This is a genomic window from Pseudomonas sp. Bout1 (assembly GCF_034314165.1).
GTDB lineage: Bacteria > Pseudomonadota > Gammaproteobacteria > Pseudomonadales > Pseudomonadaceae > Aquipseudomonas.
The window spans coordinates 6,556,802-6,578,420 of sequence record NZ_JAVIWK010000001.1 but is presented as its reverse complement, the minus strand read 5'-3'; the positions used below and the strand labels follow the sequence as shown (position 1 = coordinate 6,578,420).

Sequence of the window (21,619 nt, the reverse complement as noted above, 5' to 3'; positions counted from 1 at the left end):
CAAATGTGGGAGCCGGGCTTGCCCGCGATAGCATCGCCTCGGTGCATCAGATGCACCGAGGTGCCCGCATCGCAGGCAAGCCAGCTCCCACACTGACTGTGCCCACATTGGATCGGATTTAAGCCTGGTAGCTGATCCGCCCATCCACCAGCGTGTACCGCACAGTCGCCGGCAGGCTATGGCCGATGAACGGGCAGTTCTCGCCCTTGGACAGCCAGTGTTCCCCGGCAATCGTGGAGCTGGCCGGATCAAACAGCACCAGGTCTGCTGCCGAACCCACCGCCAGCTTGCCCGCCGGCAGACGTAGCGCCTCGGCAGGGCCCGAACTGAGGCGCGCCAGCAGCGTCGGCAGGTCCAGCAAACCATCTTTCACCAACGTCATTGCCAGCGGCAGCAACAACTCGACGCTGCTGATACCCGGTTCCGTCGCACCGAACGGCGCCAGCTTGGCATCCCGCTCGTGGGGCTGGTGATGGCTGGAAATCGCCGAAACCACCCCGGACTTCACCGCCGCCCGCAAACCGTCACGGTCAGCACGCGTACGCAGCGGCGGCTGCACGTGATACAGGCTGGAGAAGTCGATCAGCGCCTCGTCCGTCAAAATCAGTTGGTACAGCGCCACATCCGCCGTCACCGGCAACCCGCGCGCCTGCGCCTGTGCGATCAGGGCCACGCCGCGCGCGCTGGTCAGCTGGCTGAAGTGCGCGCGTACGCCGCTTTGCTCCACCAACAGCAGGTCACGGGCCAGGGCCACGGTCTCGGCGGTTTCCGGGATGCCCGGCAGGCCAAGGAAGCTCGCGGTGGCGCCTTCGTGGGCCAGGCCGCCTTCGGCCAGGTCACGGTCCTGGGAGTGGAAAATCACAGTCAGGTCGAAGGTGGCGGCATATTCCAGCGCGCGGCACAGGGTGCGGGTGCTGCGAAAGCTCTCCAGACCGTTGCCAAAGGCCACGCAACCCGCGTCGCGCAGGGCGATCAGCTCCGCCAACTGTTCGCCTTCCAGGCCTTTGCTCAGGGCGCCGACGGGAAACACTTTGCAGTTACCGGCTTCGCGGGCGCGGTCGAGGATCAGCTCGGTCACGGCCGAGGTGTCCAGCACCGGCTTGGTGTGGGGTGGGCAGCACAGGCTGGTGACACCACCCGCAGCAGCGGCGCGGGTTTCGCTGGCGATGCTGCCTTTGCGGCTGTAACCCGGCTCGCGCAGGGCGACGTTCAGGTCCACCAGCCCGGGCGCGGCGATCAGGCCTTTGGCGTCGATGGTTTCGCTGGCGCTGAAACCGCTTGGGGCGGCACCCATGGCAATGATCTTGCCGGCTTCCAGGTGCAGATCGGTGACTTGGTCCAGGCCGCTGGCCGGATCGATGACTCGGGCGCCGAGAATGCTGAACTTCACTGGGCGTTCTCCTGCTCGAATTGACGTTGTGCGGTTTGCCCGCTCATGGCCATGGACAACACCGCCATGCGCACGGCGATGCCGTACGTAACCTGGTTGAGAATCACCGACTGCGGGCCGTCGGCCACCGCCGACTCAATCTCCACACCACGGTTGATCGGCCCCGGGTGCATCACGATGGCATCCGGCTTGGCACCGGCGAGGCGCGCAGTCGTCAAGCCGAACAAGCGGTAGAACTCGCCTTCGCTCGGCAGCAGGCCACCGGCCATGCGCTCGCGTTGCAGGCGCAGCATGATCACCACGTCCACATCCTTCAGGCCTTCGGTCATGTCGGTGTAGACCTTCACGCCGTATTGCTCGATGCCGATCGGCAGCAGGGTCTTGGGCGCGATCACGCGGATGTCCGGGCAGCCCAGGGCTTTGAGGGCCAGCATGTTCGAGCGCGCGACCCGCGAGTGCAGGATGTCGCCGACGATGGCCACCGAGAGGTTTTCAAAGCTGCCCTTGTGCCGGCGGATGGTCAGCATGTCGAGCATGCCCTGCGTCGGGTGGGCGTGGCGGCCGTCGCCGCCGTTGATGATTGCGACGTTCGGGCACACGTGCTCGGCGATGAAGTGTGCGGCGCCGGAATCGCCGTGGCGCACCACAAACATGTCGGCGGCCATGGCTTCCAGGTTGCGCAGGGTGTCGAGCAGGGTTTCGCCCTTGCTCGCCGACGAGGTGGACACGTTCAGCGTGATCACGTCAGCCGACAGCCGTTGGGCCGCCAGCTCAAAGGTGGTGCGGGTGCGGGTCGAGTTCTCGAAGAACACGTTGCAGATGGTCTTGCCGCGCAACAGCGGGACTTTTTTCACCGCCCGGCCGCCGACTTCGAGGAACGAGTCGGCCGTGTCGAGGATTTCAGTGAGCAGTTCGCGGGGCAAGCCGTCGAGGGACAGGAAGTGTTGCAGCTGGCCCTGAGCATTGAGCTGCAGCGGGCGCTTGGCATCTAGAGGCGTCATCGCGGGGACTCTTTACAAGGCGGTTTAAAGGGCAAGGTCTTGCAGTTCGAGTTCGAGCGGCGTGGGACCGGACAATTTTACCCGCTGGTGGGCTTCAAGGGACAGTGTGGCGCCGACTACGTCCGGGCTGATCGGCAATTCGCCGGCGTCCAGGTCCAGCAGGCAGACCAGGGTCACGCTGGCCGGGCGACCGTAGTCGAACAGTTCGTTCAGCGCGGCGCGGATGGTGCGGCCGCTCATCAGTACGTCATCGATCAGCACCAGGTGCTGGCCTTCGATCTCGAAGGGCAGGGCCGAGGGGCGCACTTGGGGGTGCAGGCCGTTCTGGCTGAAGTCGTCGCGGTAGAAGGACACGTCCAGGGTGCCCAGGGGCGAGTCGCTGCCCAGTTCTTCCAGCAGCGCCTGGGCTACCCATACACCACCGGTGCGAATGCCGATAAAGCGCGGTTCGCCGATGGCGCGGTGTTCCAGGTGCGCCTTGAGGCGGATCGCCATCTGGCTGATCAGGTCGGCGGGATTGGGCAGGCTCATGGTGGCTCCTTCAAGGCCTTGCGCGGCGGGGGTTGTCTGCAAGGACCGGGCTCAAACGTAAGAGGACGCGGCAAGCCGCGTCAGTCAGGATTCAAATAAAGCGGTGTTTTCATCCAGCCAGCCCTGCAACAGCAAGGCGGCAGCGATGGCATCCACCGGGTTGTCGCGGTAACTGCCTTTCTGCCCGCCACGGTCACGGCGCTCGCCCTTGGCCTCGAACGTGGTCAGGCGTTCGTCGTGGGTATAGAAGGGCAGGTTGTAGCGGCCATTCAGGCGGCGGGCGAATTTTTCGGCCCGCAGGCACATCTCGCTTGGGGTACCGTCCATGTTCAAGGGCAGGCCGACCACTACCGCGTCGGGCTTCCACTCCTTGATCAGGGCTTCGACCTGGTTCCAGTCCGGCACGCCGTTCTGGGCTTTCAAGGTGCACAGCTCGCGGGCCTGGCCGGTGATGACCTGGCCGACAGCAACGCCGATCTGTTTGGTGCCGTAGTCAAAGCCTAGGATCAGACGCAAGGCCATCAGGCGTGCCCCGCCTGGCTGGTCAACAGGCTGAGGTTGACCCGCAGTTTGGCGGCGGCCGCTTCCAGGCGCAGTTCGCTCGGGGTGTTGAACAGGATGTCGGCATCAAACGGGCAGGTCAGCCAGGCATTGCTCGCAAGCTCGGCCTCCAGTTGCCCGGCTTCCCAACCGGCGTAGCCCAGGGTGATCACGCTTTGATCAGGCCCGACACCGTCGGCGATGGCGAACAGCACGTCCTGGGACGTGGACAGGGACAAGCCTTCAAGGTCCACGGTCGCCTGGAATTTCGGCCCGGTGGGGTGCAGCACAAAACCCCGGTCAGTCTGTACCGGCCCGCCGATGTAGATCGGTACGTGCTGGCAGCTGGCTGGCGGGTCGATGTCCGGGCGCAATTGCTCGAGGATATCGGCCAGGCTCAGGTCTTGCGGGCGGTTGACCACCAACCCCATCGCACCATTGGCGGTGTGCTCGACGATGTAGGTCAAGGTCTGCGCAAAGTTCGGGTCGGCCATATGGGGCATGGCGATCAGGAATTGGTGCTTGAGGTAGGTCGGGCTGACATTTTTCATGTCCGCTAGTGTGGCGTTGGAGGGGCGAACTGACAAGCCGGGGATGCGCAGGAAATCGGCGAAGTGCTCAATTGCTCGACAGCCGATCACCCTTGGCAAAGCGCCAGGTGCGAATGATTTCCAGGCGGTCGATGTCGCTCAAGTCGCCGGTAAACGGCGCGAAAGGCGCCGCCAGACGCACGATGCGCTGCGCCGCCTGGTCCAGCAGCGGTTGGCCGGAGGACTCCAGCACCTGCACTTCGTACAAAGTGCCATCGCGGTTGATCGACACCAGCAGTCGCAAATTACCGTAGATCTGCTGGCGGCGGGCTTCGTCCGGGTAGTTCAGGTTGCCGATGCGCTCGACCTTCTTGCGCCATTCGTCCTTATACCAGGCGCCTTTGTCGCGCATGGTGGAGGCGGCGTTGAGGCGGTAGATGCGTGGGCGCTTGGCGTACAGCTGTTGTTCGTGGGCCAGTTCGGCTTCCAGGCTGGAGATTTCACTGGAGAGCTGCGAGCTGTCAAACGTCGGGGCCGGCGGGGTGGGTGCGGGTTCGGTCTTGGTCTTTTCGCGCTGGGTCGGGGCTTTTTGCGGCTTGGGTGCAATCGTGGTGACGGCGGCCTTGGGTGCAGCCTGTTTCACCTCGGGCTTGGGCGCCGGCGGTGGCGTGACCTTGTTGACCTTGTTGTCCTGGAATGGCGCCACTTCAGTGGTCTTGGGCACGGCCTTCTTGTCGAGGGTACCGCTGCCTTGCTGATTGTCCTGGGCGAGAAAATCAGCCTTCTCGGGCTTCTTTTCGCTCTTGAAGGTGGCGAGGGTGATTTCCAGGGTCTTGGTGATTTGCTTGGGCTCGGCAAAGGTGAAGCCCAGGCCGAGGATCAACGCCAGGTGAATCAACGCCGCCAGGAACAGGGTAAATCCGAGCCGATCAGCCGGGCGCACGCCGCTGTGGGAGAGTTCGGGGGGCAGATCGGGCGGGAGCGTCATGACAAGAAAACCAACATCGCGCGTTTCACAGGTGGCGCATGATAACGCAATGTTGGTTTGTGTCCGGCTGTTCTATGTCACTTGGCTTGTAGCTTGGAGGCAATCGCGGCCATCAGCATTTCGCCGATGTTCGTGCCAAATGCGTTGTCGATCTCGCGAATACACGTCGGACTGGTGACGTTGATTTCGGTGAGATTTTCGCCAATTACGTCCAGTCCTACGAACAGCAGGCCTTTTTCGCGCAGGGTTGGGCCGACTTGGGCTGCAATCCAGCGATCCTTGTCGGTCAGTGGGCGGGCTTCACCCCGGCCACCGGCCGCCAGGTTTCCGCGGGTCTCGCCGGCTGCCGGAATGCGCGCCAGGCAGTAAGGCACCGGCTCGCCGTCGATCATCAGGATGCGCTTGTCGCCGTCCTTGATCGCCGGGATATAGGCCTGGCCCATGATCTGCTGGGTGCCCAGCGCGGTCAGGGTTTCCAGGATCACCGACAGGTTCGGGTCGCCGGCGCGGTGACGGAAGATCGAGGTGCCGCCCATGCCGTCCAGCGGCTTGAGGATCACATCGCCGTGCTTGGCGGCAAATTCACGCAGCACATCGGCGCGGCGGCTGACCACGGTTGGCGGCGTGCACTGCGGGAACAAGGTGGCAAACAGCTTTTCATTGCAGTCGCGCAGGCTCTGCGGCTTGTTGACGATCAACACGCCCGCGCGTTCGGCCTGCTCCAGCAGGTAGGTGGAGTAGACGAACTCCATGTCGAACGGCGGATCCTTGCGCATCAGGATCACGTCGAGGTCGCTCAGGGGGCTGTCGATTTCGTCTTGCAGTTCGAACCACTTCTCGGGGTTGGCAAACACCTGCAGGGGGCGCATGCGCGCCCGCGCTTCACCGTCGCCCTGGTAAAGGTCCGGCTGCTCCATATAGAACAGGCTCCAGCCGCGGGCCTGGGCGGCCAGCAGCATGGCCAGCGAGCTATCCTTTTTATAGGAAATGCTGGCGATAGGGTCCATGACAATGCCGACGCGAACGCTCATGGGGGATTTCCTCTAGCAAATAAGGGCGCATAAAAGTGGCGTCAGAGTGGCGCTGCGGCTGTTGTGGGTCAAGGAAAAACCACCGCGCGGGTCGGCCGATAGATTGCGTTCTGAGACTGTGCTAAAAAGGCTGCCATGGCGCATCAGCCCTTGAATCCCGAGGCTTCTGGCGCGCATGCGGTGCAACATCAGGCAGTACACACCGAAAACCTATTCGCTGTGGCGATGGTAGAGCAGATATGGAACAGCATTCCAACGCCTTGAAAGTGATGGTGATCGACGATTCGAAAACGATTCGCCGCACGGCCGAAACACTGTTGAAGAACGTAGGGTGCGACGTCATCACGGCCATCGACGGTTTCGATGCCCTGGCCAGGATTGTTGACCATCACCCGCACATTATCTTTGTCGACATCATGATGCCGCGCCTGGATGGTTATCAGACCTGCGCGCTGGTGAAGAACAACCCGGCGTTCAAGTCGATCCCGGTGATCATGCTGTCCTCCAAGGATGGGCTGTTCGACAAGGCCAAGGGGCGCATCGTTGGTTCTGATCAATTTTTGACCAAGCCTTTCAGCAAGGAAGAACTGCTGAGTGCGATCAAGGCCTATGTGCCGGGCTTCGCCGCAGTAGAACAAGCACACTGACGGGGCCCCACGAGGGCTTGCGTCTACTAGAAAAGTGGGGAAAACCATGGCACGTGTTTTGATCGTCGACGATTCGCCGACTGAAATGTACAAACTGACCGAGATGCTCGAAAAGCATGGTCACGAAGTCCTCAAGGCCCAGAATGGCGGCGATGGCGTCGCGTTGGCCCGCCAGGAAAAACCCGACGCGGTACTGATGGACATCGTGATGCCGGGCCTCAATGGCTTCCAGGCTACCCGGCAGCTGACCAAAGACCCTGAAACCGGGCACATCCCGGTGATCATCATCACCACCAAGGATCAGGAAACCGACAAGATCTGGGGCGAGCGCCAGGGCGCCAAGGACTACCTCACCAAGCCGGTGGACGAAGAAACCCTGATCGCCACCCTGAACAAGGTGCTGGCCGGCTGACGGCACGTTCCCATGACCGAGTCGCAAACCGCCTTCGAGCTGCTGCTGGACATCGACCGCCGCTGCCGCTTGCTGGCCGCCGACCTGCCGTCCCAGGAGACCCGCCTGCACAGCTGGAGCGGGATCGGGTTCCGCCTGGGCGGGCACTGGTACGTGGCGCCCATGGGCGAAGTCGCAGAGGTGCTGCACGAACCGCGCTGCACCTTGATGCCCGGGGTCAAGCCGTGGGTCAGGGGCGTGGCCAACCTGCGCGGGCGCTTGCTGCCGGTGATGGATTTGGGCGGGTTCCTCGGCCTGGACCTGTCGGTGGCGCGCAAACAACGGCGGGTGCTGGTGGTGGAATATCAGGACGTGTTTGTCGGCCTGTTGGTGGACGAGGTAGTGGGCATGCAGCATTTTGCACAAGACGCATTGTCGATGCGCAACGCGAGCAGCGCGGCGTTTATCCAGGGCGAGTTTGACGGCGACCAGCTGTGGCAGGTCTTCAGCCCCTTCGCCCTGGCCCAGGCTCCAGGCTTCATGGATGTTGCCGCATGAGTACCGTCACCCCCGCCAAACCCCAGGAAGCTTCCCGCAGCCGCTCCCAGATCATCGTGCTGTTTATCGCGCTGATCGTGTTCATCATGCTGCTGTTCGCCAATTTCGCGTACCTCAATACCCAGTCCACCTACGACAAGCAGTACATCGGCCACGCCGGGGAACTGCGGGTGCTGTCCCAGCGCATCGCCAAGAACGCCACCGAAGCCGCCGCCGGCAAAGCCGCTGCGTTCAAGCTGCTGGGGGATGCGCGCAACGATTTTGCCCAGCGCTGGGGTTACCTGAAAAAAGGCGACCCGGCCACCGGCCTGCCTGCCGCGCCCATCGCCGTGCGCGCAGAAATGCGCGCTGTGCAGACCGACTGGGAAGCGCTGCTGAAAAACGCCGATGCGATTCTGGCCAGTGAGCAAACCGTGCTGTCGCTGCATCAGGTGGCCGCGACCCTGGCGGAAACCGTTCCACAGTTGCAGATGGAGTCGGAAAAGGTCGTCGACATCCTCCTGCAACGCGGCGCCCCGGCCAGCCAGGTGGCGTTGGCCCAGCGGCAATCGTTGCTGGCCGAACGCATCCTGGGTGCGGTGAACACCGTGCTGGCGGGCGACGAGACCGCCGTGCAGGCTGCCGATGCGTTTGGCCGCGATGCCAACCGTTTCGGCCAGGTACTCAATGGCATGCTTAACGGCAATGCCGGGCTGCGCATTACCCAGGTTGAAGACCACGATGCCCGGGCCCGGTTGGCGGAAATTTCCGAGCTGTTCGAGTTCGTCTCCGGCTCCGTGGACGAAATCCTCGAAACCTCGCCGCAACTGTTCCAGGTACGCGCCTCGGCGAGCAATATTTTCAACCTGTCGCAAACCCTGCTGGACGAAGCCTCACACCTGGCCACCGGCTTTGAAAACCTGGCAGACGGGCGCACCTTCGACACCATCGGCGGTTACGTGCTGGGTTTGCTGGCGCTGGCCTCGATCATCCTGATCGGCCTGGTGATGGTCCGCGAGACCAACCGCCAGTTGCGCGAAACCGCCGAGAAGAACGAGCGCAACCAGAATGCGATCATGCGCCTGCTGGACGAGATTGAAGACCTGGCCGACGGCGACCTGACCGTCACCGCGTCGGTGACCGAAGACTTCACCGGCACCATCGCCGACTCCATCAACTATTCCGTGGACCAACTGCGCGACCTGGTGGCGACCATCAACCTCACCGCCGGCCAGGTGGCCGGCGCGGTGCAAGACACCCAGGCCACCGCCATGCACCTGGCCCAAGCCTCCGAGCATCAAGCGCAGCAGATTGCCGAAGCCTCCACCGCGATCAACCAGATGGCCCAGTCCATCGACCAGGTGTCGGCCAACGCCGCCGAATCCTCGGCCGTGGCCGAGCGCTCGGTAGAGATCGCCAACAAGGGCAACGAAGTGGTGCACAACACCATCCACGGCATGGACAACATCCGCGAACAGATCCAGGACACCGCCAAGCGCATCAAGCGCCTGGGCGAATCGTCCCAGGAGATCGGCGACATCGTCAGCCTGATCGACGACATCGCCGAGCAGACCAACATCCTCGCGCTCAATGCTGCGATCCAGGCCAGCATGGCCGGTGATGCCGGGCGGGGTTTTGCGGTGGTCGCCGATGAGGTGCAGCGCCTGGCCGAGCGTTCTTCGGCGGCAACGCGGCAAATCGAAACCCTGGTGCGGGCGATCCAGACGGACACCAACGAAGCCGTGATTTCGATGGAACAGACCACCACCGAAGTGGTGCGCGGTGCGCGGCTGGCCCAGGACGCCGGGGTGGCGCTGGAAGAGATCGAAGGCGTGTCGAAAACCCTGGCGGCGTTGATCCAGAGTATTTCCAATGCGGCGCAGCAGCAGACGTCTTCGGCAGGGCAGATCTCGCTGACGATGAACGTGATCCAGCAGATCACCAGCCAGACGTCGTCGGGCTCCACGGCCACGGCCGAGAGCATCGGCAACCTGGCAAAAATGGCCAGTCAGTTGCGGCGGTCGGTGTCGGGGTTCACCTTGCCGGCGGCGAAGCAGGTGGATGAGTGAAATGCTATCTGCCAAGCACCACCGAACCCCTGTGGGAGCTGGCTTGTTGTGGTGAGGGGGCTTGTCCCCCGTCGGGTTCACCACTGATTGATGGGGCTGCTTCGCAGCCCAACGCGGGGCAAGCCCGCTCACCACAACAAGCCCGCTCTCACATTTGACCTCCATTGATTCTGGAATCGGTGGTCACACAGCAACTCATGAATTCAGACGGGAGCGGTTATGGTTGATCGGCACGACTACGTGGCCCTCGAATGGGTCAAGGGCGAAATTGCCGAAACCCTGAAGCAGGCCCGTTCGGCGCTGGACGCCTATGTGGAAGACGGCAGCAGCGAGGCTATCGGCCAGTGCCTGGAATGCATCCATCAGGTGCATGGCAGCCTGCTGATGGTTGAGTTCTACGGCGCGGCCCTGTTTGCTGAAGAAATGGAACAACTGGCCCTGGCCCTGCAAGGCGCGCGCGTCAGCCAGCGCGACGAAGGTATTCGCCTGCTGCAACAGGGCCTGGGCCAACTGCCGCTGTACCTCGACCGCGTGCACAGTGCCCGGCGCGACCTGCCGTTGGTGGTGTTGCCGCTGCTCAACGACCTGCGCAGCGTGCGCGGTGAAAGCCTGCTCTCGGAGACCAGCCTGTTCAGCCCGCAACTGCTGGTGATCCCGCCGTTGCCCGAGGAGGCACTGGCCCAGCGCACGCCGGAGGATTTCCCCGGGTTGCTGCGCCAGTGGCGGCAGATGCTGCAACAGGCGCTGGTCGGCTTGCTGCGCGAAGACCACGGGCCCAGCAACCTGGAAGACATGGCGCGGGTGTTCGCGCGCCTCGAAGCCCTGTGCCATGGTGCGCCGCTGTTACCGTTGTGGCAGGTGACCTCGGCGCTGGTGGAAGGCATGCTCATCGGCGTGGTCGCCAACAGCCCGGCGTTGCGCAGTTTGCTCAAGGCCTGCGACAAGCAACTCAAGCGCCTGTTGGTCCAGGGCATCAACGGCATCAACACCCCGGCCCCGGATGAGTTGCTCAAGAGCCTGTTGTTCTATGTCGCCAAAGTCACCCGACCGACTCCACGGATGCAAAGTTTGAAAGAACGTTATGGCCTCGATGAAGCCCTGCCCGACAGCGCCGTGGTGGATGCCGAACGCGCCCGCCTGGCCGGGCCGGACCGCGATGCGATGGGCTCGGTGCTTGGCGCGCTGTGCGAGGAGCTGGTGCGGGTCAAGGAGCGCCTGGACCTGTTCGTACGCAGCGACCGCCAGCATGCCTCCGACCTTGAGGCCTTGCTGGCGCCCTTGCGCCAGATCGCCGACACCCTCGCCGTATTGGGTTTCGGCCAGCCGCGCAAAGTGATCATCGACCAACTGGCGGTGGTGCTCGGCCTGGCGCAAGGGCAGCGCGAGCCCAACGACGCGGTGTTGATGGACGTCGCCGGCGCCTTGCTCTACGTCGAAGCCACGCTGGCCGGGATGGTCGGCACGGTCGAGCCGGAACGCCGCGAAGAAAGCCGCCTGCCCACCACCGACCTGACGCAGATCCACCATCTGGTGATCCGCGAATCCTGCCAGTGCCTGACCCAGGCCAAAGAGCTGGTGATCGACTGCATAGAGGCCCACTGGGACCGCCAGCGCCTGGAGTCGTTGCCCGAGTTGCTGACTCAGGTGCGCGGCGCGCTGGCGATGATTCCGCTGCCCCGTGCGGCGAGCCTGATGCGTGGCTGCAATGACTACGTCAATGAGCAACTGATGGTCAGCGAGGCCGCGCCTTCCGAGGCGCAGCTTGAGCATTTTGCCGATGTGCTCACCAGCCTTGAGTACTACCTGGAACGCATGCTCCAGGACCACGACGCTCCTGGCGAACGTGTGCTGGAAGTCGCCGCTGAAGGCCTGGCAGCGCTGGGCTATTTGCCCGCCGAAAAGCCGTGGCGCCAGGCACTGCTCGCCCAGGATGACGCGCCAGCGGAACAAACCCCGTTTCTCGCGGATGCGCTGGCCAGCCCCACCTCACGCCTCAACCCGCCCGCCCTCCAGCGGCCTGGCAGCCTGCTGCCGCCGCCCGCCGGTGAGGAAGCCATCGACGATGAACTGCGCGACGTGTTCCTCGAAGAAACCGCCGAAGTCCTCGATGTGCTGCACCGCTACGTGCCCGTCGGCACCGCGAGCCTTGAAGACAAAGCCTGCCTGAGTGAAATGCGCCGTGCCTTCCACACCTTGAAAGGCAGCGGCCGCATGGTCCGTGCTTTGGTGTTGGCGGAGTTGGCCTGGGCGGTAGAAAACCTGCTCAACCGAGTACTGGAACGCAGCGTCGCGCCGGGCCCGGATGTGCAAGCGGTGCTGGATGACGTGGTGGAATTGTTGCCGGAGCTGATCAGCGATTTTGCCACCGATGCCCAGCGCCAGCGCGATGACGTAGACGAGCTGGCAGCCAGGGCGCACGCCCTGGCCAGTGGTGTCGAGCCGTCGGCCACAGACCCGGCCGCCCTGGACCCGCAGTTGCTGGAAATCTTCCGCAACGAAGCCCAGAGCCACCTCGACAGCCTCAACCATTTCCTGCAACAAGCCACCGAGCACGTGCCGCTGCAAGTCAGCGATGAACTGCAACGCGCGCTGCACACCCTCAAGGGCAGCGCCTACATGGCCGGTGTGTTGCCCATCGCCGAGCTGGCGCGACCACTGGACCACCTGACCCGCGAATACAAGGCCCACCGCCTGCCGCTGGACCTGGATGAAGTCGAATTGCTGCTGCAAGCCGAGGCGCTCTTTCAGCGCGGGGTGCGCCAGCTGGACACTGATCCCCACGCGGCCATCAACGGCGCGGCGGGTTTGATCGAGCGTACGCAAAACCTGCTGAACAACCAGCTTGAAGCCCTGCTGAATGCGCCTAATACCGGGCTGCGTATCAAGCGCGATCCGCAGTTGATCGCCAACTTCCTGGCCCAGGGCATGGACATCCTGCTGGACGCTGAAAGCCTGCTGCGCCGTTGGCAACAACACCCCGGCGAGCGCCAGGAACTGAGTGCGCTGCTGGACGAATTGACCACCCTTGGCGAAGGCGCACACCTGGCCGACCTGCACCCGATGGACGAACTGTGCGAAGCCTTGCTCGACCTCTACGGCGCGGTCGAAGAAAGCAGCCTGGCGGTCAGCGAGCGCTTCTTCCACGAGGCCGAGCAGGCCCACGAAGCCCTGATCAACATGCTCGACCAACTGGCTGCCGGCCAGGAAATCAGCGCGGCCCCGGCGCGGGTGCGAGCCCTGCGCGAGTTGCTGGATGAAGGCCTGGACCCATCGGCCACCGGCCTGATCAAAACCGATGGCAGCCGCGCCCTGAGCATCTCCGAACTGGGTGCCGCCACGGCGAAGCTGGACCAGGGCTTTGTGGTGGATGACGAGATTGTCGAGATCTTCCTTGAAGAGGCGGTAGACATCCTCGACAGTGCCGGCCAGTCCCTCAAGCGCTGGCTGCTGGACCCGGATAACGCCGCACCGCTCTCGTCGCTGCAGCGCGATTTACATACCCTCAAGGGTGGCGCACGCATGGCTGAAATCGGCGCGGTGGGCGACCTGGCACTGGAGTTGGAAAACCTTTACGAAGGCTTGGTAGACCGGCGCTACAGCTACTCCAGCGAACTGGCGAACGTGTTGATGGCCGGCCACGAACGCCTGGCGCTGCTGCTTGAGCAGTTGCAACACCAGCAGCCGCTGAACGACCCCACCGACCTGATCAGCAACTTGCGTGAACTGCGCCAAGGCACCGGGCACGTGGCGCCCGCAGTGGCAGCCGAAGTCGAGACGCCAGGCACCGATCCGGAGTTGCTGGATATCTTTCTCGAAGAAGCCGCCGACATCCTCGACAGCTCCGGCGCCGCGCTGCTGCGCTGGCAGGCCGAGCCGAAAAGTCGCCAGGAAGTCGAGACCCTGCTGCGCGACCTGCACACCCTCAAGGGTGGCGCCCGCATGGTCGAGATCGGCCCCATTGGCGACCTGGCCCATGAGCTGGAATTTCTCTACGAAGGCCTGTCGGCAGGGTTGCTGGCGCCCTCGGCGGACCTGTTTGCGTTGCTGCAAGGTTGCCACGACCGTCTGGCGCAGATGATCGATGCGGTGGCGGCGGGGATGCCGGTGGGCTCGGTGGATCAACTGATCGAGCGAATCAAAGGCCTGGTGCATCCGGCTGAAGTGACAGCCGCACCGGTGGCGTTGGCGGCGACCAAAACCGAGGTGGTACCGGCCAGCGATCCGACCGCCGACATGGTGAAAATTTCTGCCGACTTGCTGGATGACCTGGTCAACCTGGCCGGTGAAACCTCGATCTTCCGTGGGCGCATCGAACAACAGGTCAACGATGCGAGCATCGCCCTGCATGAAGTGGAAACCACCATCGAGCGCATGCGCGACCAACTGCGCCGCCTCGACACCGAAACCCAGGGGCGCATCCTCAGCCGCCAACAGGCCGAGGCCGAGCGCCTGGGTTACGAAGAATTCGATCCGCTGGAAATGGACCGCCATTCCCAGTTGCAACAACTGTCCCGTGCCTTGTTCGAATCGGCCTCTGACTTGCTCGACCTCAAGGAAACCCTCGACCGTCGCAACCAGGACGCCCACAACCTGCTGCAGCAACAGGCGCGCATCAACACCGAGTTGCAAGAAGGCCTGATGCGTACGCGCATGGTGCCATTCGAACGCGTGCTGCCGCGCCTTAAACGTATCGTGCGGCAAGTGGCGGGCGAGCTGGGCAAGGACGTGGAGTTTGTCGTTGGCAACGCCGAAGGCGAGATGGACCGCAACGTGCTGGAACGCATGGTCGCGCCGTTGGAACACATGCTGCGCAACGCCGTCGACCATGGCCTGGAGTCTCGTGATGCGCGTCTGCTGGCGGGCAAGCCGGAGAAAGGTCGCATCACCCTGGACCTGACCCACGAAGGCGGCGACATCGTTTTTGACATGCGCGACGACGGCGCCGGCGTGCCGCTTGAAGCTGTGCGGCGCAAGGCGATCAAGCGCGGCTTGCTCGACCCCAACCTGGAAATCAGCGACCGCGACGTGTTGCAGTTCATCCTGCAACCGGGGTTTTCCACGGCCGAGAAAATCACCCAGATTTCCGGGCGTGGCGTGGGCATGGACGTGGTGCATGAGGAAGTGCGCCAGTTGGGCGGCTCGATGGTCATCGACTCGACGCCGGGGGAGGGCGTGCATTTTCGCATTCGCCTGCCGTTCACGGTGTCGGTCAACCAGGCGATGATGGTGCAGTGTGCGGACGATCAATACGCGATCCCGCTGAACACCATCGAAGGCCTGGTGCGGGTCATGCCCCACGAGCTGGAAGGGCACTATCAGCTGGACCCGCCGCGTTATGAATACGCCGGCCAACGCTACGAGCTGTTCTACCTCGGCGACCTGCTGCACACCGTCAGCCGCCCGAAACTGCTGGGCCAGTACCAGCCACTGCCGGTGCTGCTGGTGCAGTGCAACGAGCGGCGCGTGGCAGTGCAAGTCGATGCCATGGCCGGCACCCGGGAGATCGTGGTCAAGGGCCTGGGGCCGCAATTTTCTGGAGTGAAGGGATTGTCTGGCGCCACGATTTTGGGCGACGGCCGCGTGGTACTGATCATCGACCTGCTGGCGCATATCCGTGCGCGGCCACCGGCCTTGCCGGCCCAGGCGGCCGATACACCGTTGCCCCTCAACGACCCCCTGAAAAAGCGCCCGCTGCTGGTGCTGGTGGTGGACGACTCGGTCACCGTGCGCAAAGTCACCAGCCGCCTGCTGGAGCGCAACGGCATGAACGTGCTCACCGCCAAAGACGGCATCGACGCCATGGCCGTGCTGGAAGAACACACCCCGGACCTGATGCTGCTCGACATCGAAATGCCGCGCATGGACGGCTTCGAAGTGGCCATCCAGGTGCGCGACGACCCACGGCTGATGCGGATGCCCATCATCATGATCACCTCCCGCACCGGGCAAAAACACCGTGATCGTGCGATGGCCATTGGCGTCAACGACTACCTCGGCAAGCCTTATCAAGAGTCGGTGCTGCTGGAAAGCATCGCGTATTGGAGCAAGTCCCGTGCTTGATCACCGCGCAACGCAACTCACCGGCTTGCTGCTGCCGTTGGCCGACCGCCACCTGTTATTGCCCAACGTCGCCGTGGCCGAGCTGATCGACTTCCAGCGCGGCGAACCGGCCAGCGACGCGCCGCCGTGGTATTTGCGGCAAGTCACGTGGCGCGATCGGCAGTTGCCGTTGATCAGCTTTGAAGCGGCGTGTGGCGAGTCGGGCGTGGTGGGCGAGCGGGCACGGATTGTGGTGCTGAATGCCCTGGGCGGGCGGCCGACGTTGAAGTTTATCGCGTTGGTGATCCAGGGAATTCCGCGTTCGTACAAGCTCGACAGCCAGTTGAGTTATGTAGACGTGCCGTTGTGCCCGCTGGAGTTGGCGGCGGTGCAGGTGGGGGAGCATGTGGCCAGGGTGCCGGACCTGATGGGGTTGGAAGCGTTGTTGGTCGAGGCCGGATTGGCCTGACACCCCCATTTCCCAAGCCCAATCAAGACCCCTGTGGCGAGGGAGATTGCTCCCGTTGGGCTGCGAAGCGGACCCAAAACCGGCAACCTCTTACAACCAGACACTCACGGGCCTTTTTCCTTCAGAGAGGATGCAGCACCAGAAAATCAGCAATCAGCATCCCTGCCAGGTACACCATCAAAACCGCCACACCCGCGTCCAGTAAACGCCAGACCGTTGCCGAACGAAACAACCCCGTCAGCCTTTGACATCCCAATGCCAAAACCACAAACCACACCAGCGACGCGGTCATCGCCCCGCTGGCGAAGGACGCTTGTTGGCTGATGGGCTTTGCCGCACCAATAGAGCCAATCAGCACCACGGTATCCAGCCAGGCATACGGATTGGCAAATCCAAGTATCACCGCCGTGCGCAATAATCCTCGTTGTGAGGTGAGGTCACCCTGAGTCTCTGGCATCGACTGGTTACGCACGCACGCCAATAACCTCTGCCCACCGAACCACAATAGATAGGCCGCTCCTGACAGCAGCAAAAAAGCTACCAAACCTGGCTGGCTGCCGAGCAATGAGCCCAAGCCCGTAACGCCAAGAGCGATGAGGATGATATCGGCGAACACGCATACCGCCACCACGCCCCAGACGGGACCGCGACTGACACCCTGGCGAATGACCAGGGTGTCCTTCGGTCCAGGAGCGGCGAACAATCCGATGCCTAATATCAGACCTTCAAGATAAAGGGCGTTGAAGTCAGGAATCATGAAGTGCTCGGCCACCTGGTTATCAGGTCAATTGAAGGGGTTGATTACCGAAACCGGTGTGGCGCGCGTTGACGGCGCCTTTCAAGTCGATCGTCTGGTGGCGGAAAAAACCTGTCAGTTCCTGCTCCGCATCAGGGTTAACGAAGTAAATCAGAGAGCTGCGTGGTATTGGTGTTCGAGGAGTCAAAACCGCGTGGTATGCAGCGGGAATCGCATAGTCTGAGAGCTCAGTGAGTAACGACCCGGCCAAGATTGCTATCTCGTTCTCCAAGAGGCGTACCGGCTCCTCACTTCTTGTGAACTCAAAAGCCTTTCGTTTTGATGAATGCGCAGGCCAGTAACAAAATCGCTCACACAGGTCTGGCTGATCCTCAACGCTCGAGTACTCAGCGCCAAAGGGGAAAAATCCATCGGTGTCTTTCGCGAAGGAAAACGAGGCCTTGGTGGCTGCCGATATTGAGGAGTATCCATCAACGATTTTTTTGTAATCCAGCAGCATCGCTTCTGATATTTGCAGGGTGCCAAAGCCTGTTCGAGCAATGGATTCACAGCACGCTTTGATGTGGGTCATGGCTATATCCAAAGGTAGATGTAAAGGAATGCAACAAACACTAGGTTCGCAAGCATGCGAGAAACTACGACACTGGATATGACCGACTAAAAGGGAGCCATCCATGTCCTTCACAACATCGCCAGCAGGTGGCGAGTGTGCATGGTTCAAGACACGTGGCGACGGGCAGGTTGTCTTTTTTTTTGGCGGACAAAAAAATGACGTTCACCTAAAAGTGGGAACCGAAAACTCCGTATGAATATAAAAACGCGAGATACCCTCAGGTCACTGGTTGCGCGACGCAGCCGAGAGTTGGGCAAGCCCCTGACGACGTTGGCCAAGGAGGCGGGAATCTCCAGGACCTACCTGTACGGTCTGGCGGGCGGTGCGTCCAAGGACCCGTCGGTACGGACGTTGATCAAGTTGGCCAAGGCGTTGCAGGTTTCTCCTTTGCTGCTGTTTCGCTACTTCGCTGACCTGACAGGCGCTCCCGCCAATGCGTGCTCAATGGCTGCCACCAATCGCGCTGTAGGTATTGATGATCCGGAAGACGTTGCGGTCTTCAATGCGGATGTCACGACGCCTGATCAGACGGTGGTGTTGCCGGGGGAGGTTTTTCAGAAAACCTGGGAGATTCAGAATCTGGGCACACGACCGTGGCGTGGGCGGCGACTGGTGCGTGTTGACGGGGAATATGTGATTGCCCGTCGTGCTGACGCACAAGGCCAGCTGGAGGTGGTGATGGATACTCACCTGCGTAGCCTGCACAGCGAACTCCCTATTGCCGATACGCTGCCGGGTCAGCCGGTGCATATCAGTGTGGAGTTTGCAGCACCCAGGGAAACCTGCACGGTGGCTTCAATCTGGAGAATTGAGGATGCGCAGGGGGAACCTTGTTACGGGCCTGCGTTCATTTTGCATGTGTTGGTTAATGTCATGGCGCGTTGAGTGCCCGATCGGATTTTTGTCAGTCAATCCGTGCAAACCGCTCGATTTTTGGTTGCTCTCGATGCTCTGCTTGCCACAGGTCATAGGCACTTTGCATCGATAGCCACAACCGAGCTTTGCTGATACCTGCTCGTTCAAGCCTTACGGCAATATCCGGGCTGATGGGCGCATGCCCGTGGAGGATTCTAGAGAAGGTCTCTCTGGCGAAGCCAAGGCGCCGTGCCATTTCAGTAATGGTGATGGCCAAGGCCGGGATCACTTCTTCAAGCAGAGTTTCGCCTGGATGAGGAGGGTTGTGCATATCCATTCAGTCGTGTCCGGCAGCTATCTCATATAGCCATGAAGGCCAGACAGGGCGATTCCGAGCAACAACCCTAAAAGTCTGTCGGAGCAATCTGCGCAACCTGTCAGAGCCGAATCGATCCTACAAGTGGCCTCTTTTTTGCTCTGGAGAATCTTGGCGCCCTCAGTGTGCGAATGACGTTTTATCCGGCCTCCAAAACCGATTGATCGAGCGAGTCCGAGTTTTTGGCAATTATGTGTGGGAGATTTCGAATCTACCGGATGTCCTAAACAGATCCGGTCTTGCACACCTGCACATGGTTGCCACCCACCTGTTGGCATACAGCTCTTTGGGCGCTTATCGGATTTTTCCTGCAACCTCTCACGCTGTACATGAACTTGTTGTGCCCTGCGATCGCGCCTAGTCTTCGTCTGTCATCGCAAAAAACGGTGACGCGGGGTTGTTGGAGCAACTGATCGCGCATACACAAGCGTTGTTGAAGTGGGTTGAACAGTTGGTGACTCAACAGGAATGGCGTTGATCGGAATGACATCCCTGCGCACAACTGCCACCCTACGAGCACACTGCTTTACCGATTAATCTCAATCTCCGTCGGGTGGCAACATACGCTCAACTGCGCACGAAAGCCTGAAGCGGGCCGTAGTCATTTATGTCGGCGGCACGCAGTGCATGGATATATAACGTACGCACTTCATTGGCTGCTATCAGATTCGCGCTTCCCCAAGAGAACGGAGCGAGCCCTTGCTGCCTCAGGAGGCAGTCGGCCATAAGGCGTGAGTGTCGTCCGTTTCCATTGGGGAATGGGTGCAACGACACGAGTTGGTGGTGGAAGCGCACAGCCACCTCTTCGGCAGGGAACACGTCGTGCTCCAGCCAGTAGGTCGTGTTATCGAGTAACTGGCGCAGGTTGACTGAGATTTTTGTCCAGTCGCAGCCAACATTTTTGTCGGACTTGCGAAACGTCCCGGCCCAGATCCAGGTATCGCTGAACATTTTGATGTGAAGTTGACGGCAGAAGTGTTCGTCCAGGACGTCCAATTTTTTTTGCCGCCCAAGCCAGCGCATCGCTTTGATGATGTTTGCCGCTTCCCATTCATCAAGTTCACCTTGAGTACCGATGTGCTTTGGCTTCAGGCCTGCGGCTTCATCAGGGTCTAACGGTGTTTGCCCAGGTTTGAGTTCAAGCCCTATCGCCATAGTCGAGCCCACGATCCGGAGAGCAGTTCTTTTCGTCGATCCTCCACTTGGCTTTCGATGAACGTATCTGAAGGCCGCTGATCTTCAAGGCTCATTGTGTGGGTGACACCCATAATCTCTTGTCTGGCCAGCCATTCGGCGCGGGCTTCAACCGTCTGGTGCAGTGGTTTTCGTGGCACCAGGGCGTAGACGAGTTCGCAGTCCAAACCCGCCGCCAGCTTGCGTAATTGCGCGAGTGTGATCCGATCTTCGGCTTCGGCCCGCTCCGACTGTTGCAAGGTTGCGAAGGCTACGCCAACCAAGGCGGCTTGAGCCCTTAACGATCGGCCCAGTGCTTCCCTGATGGAGCGCAGCCAGCCGCCCGGCGGCGTGGGCTTGCCTCGCAGTGCTTCAAAGGGTTCGAGGGCCCGCTCCACTTGGGTCAGGCGCAATTTAGAGAGATCGGATGAGGCCATGAGATGCCACCTTTTTTAGCCTGGAAGTATTCGTATGTAGCGTATTGTATGCCTTTAAGAATACGTTTCGATATTTATTGATTGGTTATGAGCATACAAAACTAATTATTCTGTATGCGTAAATACGATCTAAAATAAATATTTAGTATAGTTATAGGCAATCAATATGGATGGGTTCCTGTGACCCTTGTAATGAGCGGGGTGGGGCTGCTCACTACAACTGCTTTGCCGCTTGTCGTTGGCGCTTTGCATTCGGCCGCTTTCAGCGGCTATGCGATTTGGACATGAAGGCTAGATGGGACGATTCCGAGCAACAACCCGAAAAGCTCGTAGGAACAATCGGCGCGTGTTTGCGTTCGGATTTTTCCTGCAACTTCTCGCGCTGTGCATGAACTTGTTGTGCCCTGCGATCACGCCTGGTCTTCGTCCGTCATCGCAAAAAACGGTGACACGGACGTGCAAGTCCGGTTACATATCGGCGCACCAACGCCCATAGCCATTCAACGGGCGTTTTTTATGCCTGCTGTATTTCTTATGGCGGCTGTGCGTGGGAGATCCCTCGGGGTCTGCCGGGTCCGATATGCCCGGTCTTGCACACCTGCGCACAGCTGCCACCTTATTCGCGTGCAAGCGGACGGTGTCAGCTTCCCTAATACATATCGGAGCTGCACATCATGTTCAAACCTACCCCCAATCCGCCCCACAACGCTGAAATCGAACACCGCAAACTCCAGGCCGCCGCCGAGCGTGCCATGGATCATTACTTTCCGACTTCCGCTTCATCTTCATTCTTTACCGTCACGCCCTCTCAATCCACCGAAGCCTTGCTGGCCAACGCTTCTGAACCCTTTGCCTCACTCAACGCCCTGACCTCCGACCTGACCTTCGAATTGGAAGGCTCCCAGCGCGGCGTGGTGCTGGCTATTCAACAGATGAGTGAGCTGGGGCAGTTACTGGTTGATCAGGCTCTGGAGCAGGTGAGCCCAGCGGCGATGTGACGAAGTGGGATGAGTCCCAATTTGGCACTCATGTGTACGTTCTTAAGCACACAGCCGATCAAAATGTGGGAGCTGGCTTGCCTGCGATGCGGGCGACTCGGTGAGTCAGGCTCACCGCAGTGATGCCATCGCAGGCAAGCCAGCTCCCACATTTGATCTCTGTCGGTTCTAAACCAGCGTTTGCTGAAGAACCATTACTCCAATCGTAACAATCCACCGTCCAGCTTGATTGATGCCCCCCCCATAC

General features: G+C 61.2%; 20 protein-coding genes. 8 read left to right on the top strand and 12 right to left on the bottom strand.

What is annotated here, in order from left to right:
* Nucleotides 1-118 precede the first annotated feature (118 nt).
* The 7 genes from RGV33_RS30515 to gshB form a co-directional block, all read right to left on the bottom strand.
* Nucleotides 119-1,390, bottom strand: a complete 1,272-nt coding sequence (locus RGV33_RS30515; protein WP_322148123.1) for a dihydroorotase — start codon at nucleotides 1,388-1,390, stop codon at nucleotides 119-121.
* Nucleotides 1,387-2,391 carry an aspartate carbamoyltransferase catalytic subunit gene (locus RGV33_RS30510; RefSeq protein ID WP_063026518.1) on the bottom strand — a complete coding sequence of 335 codons (1,005 nt, stop codon included), beginning with the start codon at nucleotides 2,389-2,391 and terminating at the stop codon, nucleotides 1,387-1,389. Before RGV33_RS30510 ends, RGV33_RS30515 begins: the two co-directional genes overlap by 4 nt.
* Nucleotides 2,392-2,415: 24 nt before the next feature.
* Nucleotides 2,416-2,922 carry a bifunctional pyr operon transcriptional regulator/uracil phosphoribosyltransferase PyrR gene (gene pyrR, locus RGV33_RS30505; protein WP_322148122.1) on the bottom strand — a complete coding sequence of 169 codons (507 nt, stop codon included), beginning with the start codon at nucleotides 2,920-2,922 and terminating at the stop codon, nucleotides 2,416-2,418.
* 84 nt (nucleotides 2,923-3,006) lie between these two features.
* Nucleotides 3,007-3,444, bottom strand: coding sequence for a Holliday junction resolvase RuvX (ruvX, locus tag RGV33_RS30500; protein WP_003213744.1), 438 nt, complete (start codon nucleotides 3,442-3,444; stop codon nucleotides 3,007-3,009).
* On the bottom strand, nucleotides 3,444-4,013 hold the full coding sequence (locus tag RGV33_RS30495) for a YqgE/AlgH family protein (RefSeq protein WP_322148120.1): 570 nt from the start codon (nucleotides 4,011-4,013) through the stop codon (nucleotides 3,444-3,446). Before RGV33_RS30495 ends, ruvX begins: the two co-directional genes overlap by 1 nt.
* Nucleotides 4,014-4,080: 67 nt before the next feature.
* Complete coding sequence (locus tag RGV33_RS30490) at nucleotides 4,081-4,980, bottom strand: energy transducer TonB (RefSeq protein ID WP_322148119.1); 900 nt, start codon at nucleotides 4,978-4,980, stop codon at nucleotides 4,081-4,083.
* A gap of 77 nt (nucleotides 4,981-5,057) precedes the next feature.
* Nucleotides 5,058-6,011 carry a glutathione synthase gene (gene gshB, locus RGV33_RS30485; protein ID WP_010167673.1) on the bottom strand — a complete coding sequence of 318 codons (954 nt, stop codon included), beginning with the start codon at nucleotides 6,009-6,011 and terminating at the stop codon, nucleotides 5,058-5,060.
* A 239-nt stretch (nucleotides 6,012-6,250) separates the two neighbouring features.
* Here gshB and pilG point away from each other — a divergent pair, with 239 nt between their 5' ends.
* The 6 genes from pilG to RGV33_RS30455 all read left to right on the top strand — a co-directional run bounded on the left by pilG (nucleotide 6,251) and on the right by RGV33_RS30455 (nucleotide 16,163).
* Nucleotides 6,251-6,658 (top strand): twitching motility response regulator PilG, encoded by a 408-nt coding sequence (gene pilG, locus RGV33_RS30480; protein ID WP_322148118.1) that lies wholly within the window; start codon nucleotides 6,251-6,253, stop codon nucleotides 6,656-6,658.
* 46 nt (nucleotides 6,659-6,704) lie between these two features.
* Nucleotides 6,705-7,070 carry a twitching motility response regulator PilH gene (pilH, locus tag RGV33_RS30475; RefSeq protein ID WP_017476512.1) on the top strand — a complete coding sequence of 122 codons (366 nt, stop codon included), beginning with the start codon at nucleotides 6,705-6,707 and terminating at the stop codon, nucleotides 7,068-7,070.
* A 12-nt stretch (nucleotides 7,071-7,082) separates the two neighbouring features.
* Entirely contained in the window at nucleotides 7,083-7,607 is a 525-nt protein-coding gene (locus RGV33_RS30470) for a chemotaxis protein CheW (protein ID WP_322148117.1), read from the top strand.
* A complete protein-coding gene (locus RGV33_RS30465) occupies nucleotides 7,604-9,655 on the top strand; it encodes a methyl-accepting chemotaxis protein (protein ID WP_322148116.1) in 2,052 nt (683 codons plus the stop codon). The genes RGV33_RS30470 and RGV33_RS30465 overlap by 4 nt, the downstream gene beginning before the upstream one ends.
* A 219-nt stretch (nucleotides 9,656-9,874) precedes the next feature.
* Nucleotides 9,875-15,715, top strand: coding sequence for an Hpt domain-containing protein (locus tag RGV33_RS30460; protein ID WP_322148115.1), 5,841 nt, complete (start codon nucleotides 9,875-9,877; stop codon nucleotides 15,713-15,715).
* Entirely contained in the window at nucleotides 15,708-16,163 is a 456-nt protein-coding gene (locus tag RGV33_RS30455) for a chemotaxis protein CheW (protein WP_010167660.1), read from the top strand. The genes RGV33_RS30460 and RGV33_RS30455 overlap by 8 nt, the downstream gene beginning before the upstream one ends.
* A 121-nt stretch (nucleotides 16,164-16,284) precedes the next feature.
* Here the strand turns inward: RGV33_RS30455 and RGV33_RS30450 are convergent, their stop codons facing one another.
* Nucleotides 16,285-16,920 carry a LysE/ArgO family amino acid transporter gene (locus RGV33_RS30450; RefSeq protein ID WP_322148114.1) on the bottom strand — a complete coding sequence of 212 codons (636 nt, stop codon included), beginning with the start codon at nucleotides 16,918-16,920 and terminating at the stop codon, nucleotides 16,285-16,287.
* A gap of 22 nt (nucleotides 16,921-16,942) precedes the next feature.
* Nucleotides 16,943-17,491, bottom strand: a complete 549-nt coding sequence (locus RGV33_RS30445; protein WP_322148113.1) for a hypothetical protein — start codon at nucleotides 17,489-17,491, stop codon at nucleotides 16,943-16,945.
* A 291-nt stretch (nucleotides 17,492-17,782) separates the two neighbouring features.
* Between RGV33_RS30445 and RGV33_RS30440 the strand changes: the two genes are divergently transcribed.
* The gene (locus tag RGV33_RS30440) at nucleotides 17,783-18,418 is read left to right on the top strand and encodes an NBR1-Ig-like domain-containing protein (RefSeq protein ID WP_322148111.1); all 636 of its coding nucleotides are present in this window, start codon (nucleotides 17,783-17,785) and stop codon (nucleotides 18,416-18,418) included.
* Nucleotides 18,419-18,437: 19 nt separating this feature from the next.
* Here RGV33_RS30440 and RGV33_RS30435 read toward each other — a convergent pair whose 3' ends face one another.
* The 3 genes from RGV33_RS30435 to RGV33_RS30425 all read right to left on the bottom strand — a co-directional run bounded on the left by RGV33_RS30435 (nucleotide 18,438) and on the right by RGV33_RS30425 (nucleotide 20,374).
* Complete coding sequence (locus RGV33_RS30435) at nucleotides 18,438-18,725, bottom strand: HigA family addiction module antitoxin (RefSeq protein WP_322148109.1); 288 nt, start codon at nucleotides 18,723-18,725, stop codon at nucleotides 18,438-18,440.
* A 606-nt stretch (nucleotides 18,726-19,331) separates the two neighbouring features.
* Entirely contained in the window at nucleotides 19,332-19,919 is a 588-nt protein-coding gene (locus tag RGV33_RS30430) for a mobile mystery protein B (protein ID WP_322148108.1), read from the bottom strand.
* Nucleotides 19,910-20,374 carry a mobile mystery protein A gene (locus tag RGV33_RS30425; protein WP_322148107.1) on the bottom strand — a complete coding sequence of 155 codons (465 nt, stop codon included), beginning with the start codon at nucleotides 20,372-20,374 and terminating at the stop codon, nucleotides 19,910-19,912. The genes RGV33_RS30430 and RGV33_RS30425 overlap by 10 nt, the downstream gene beginning before the upstream one ends.
* 674 nt (nucleotides 20,375-21,048) lie before the next feature.
* Between RGV33_RS30425 and RGV33_RS30420 the strand changes: the two genes are divergently transcribed.
* On the top strand, nucleotides 21,049-21,372 hold the full coding sequence (locus RGV33_RS30420; protein WP_322148106.1) for a DUF6124 family protein: 324 nt from the start codon (nucleotides 21,049-21,051) through the stop codon (nucleotides 21,370-21,372).
* The last annotated feature ends 247 nt before the right edge of the window (nucleotides 21,373-21,619 follow it).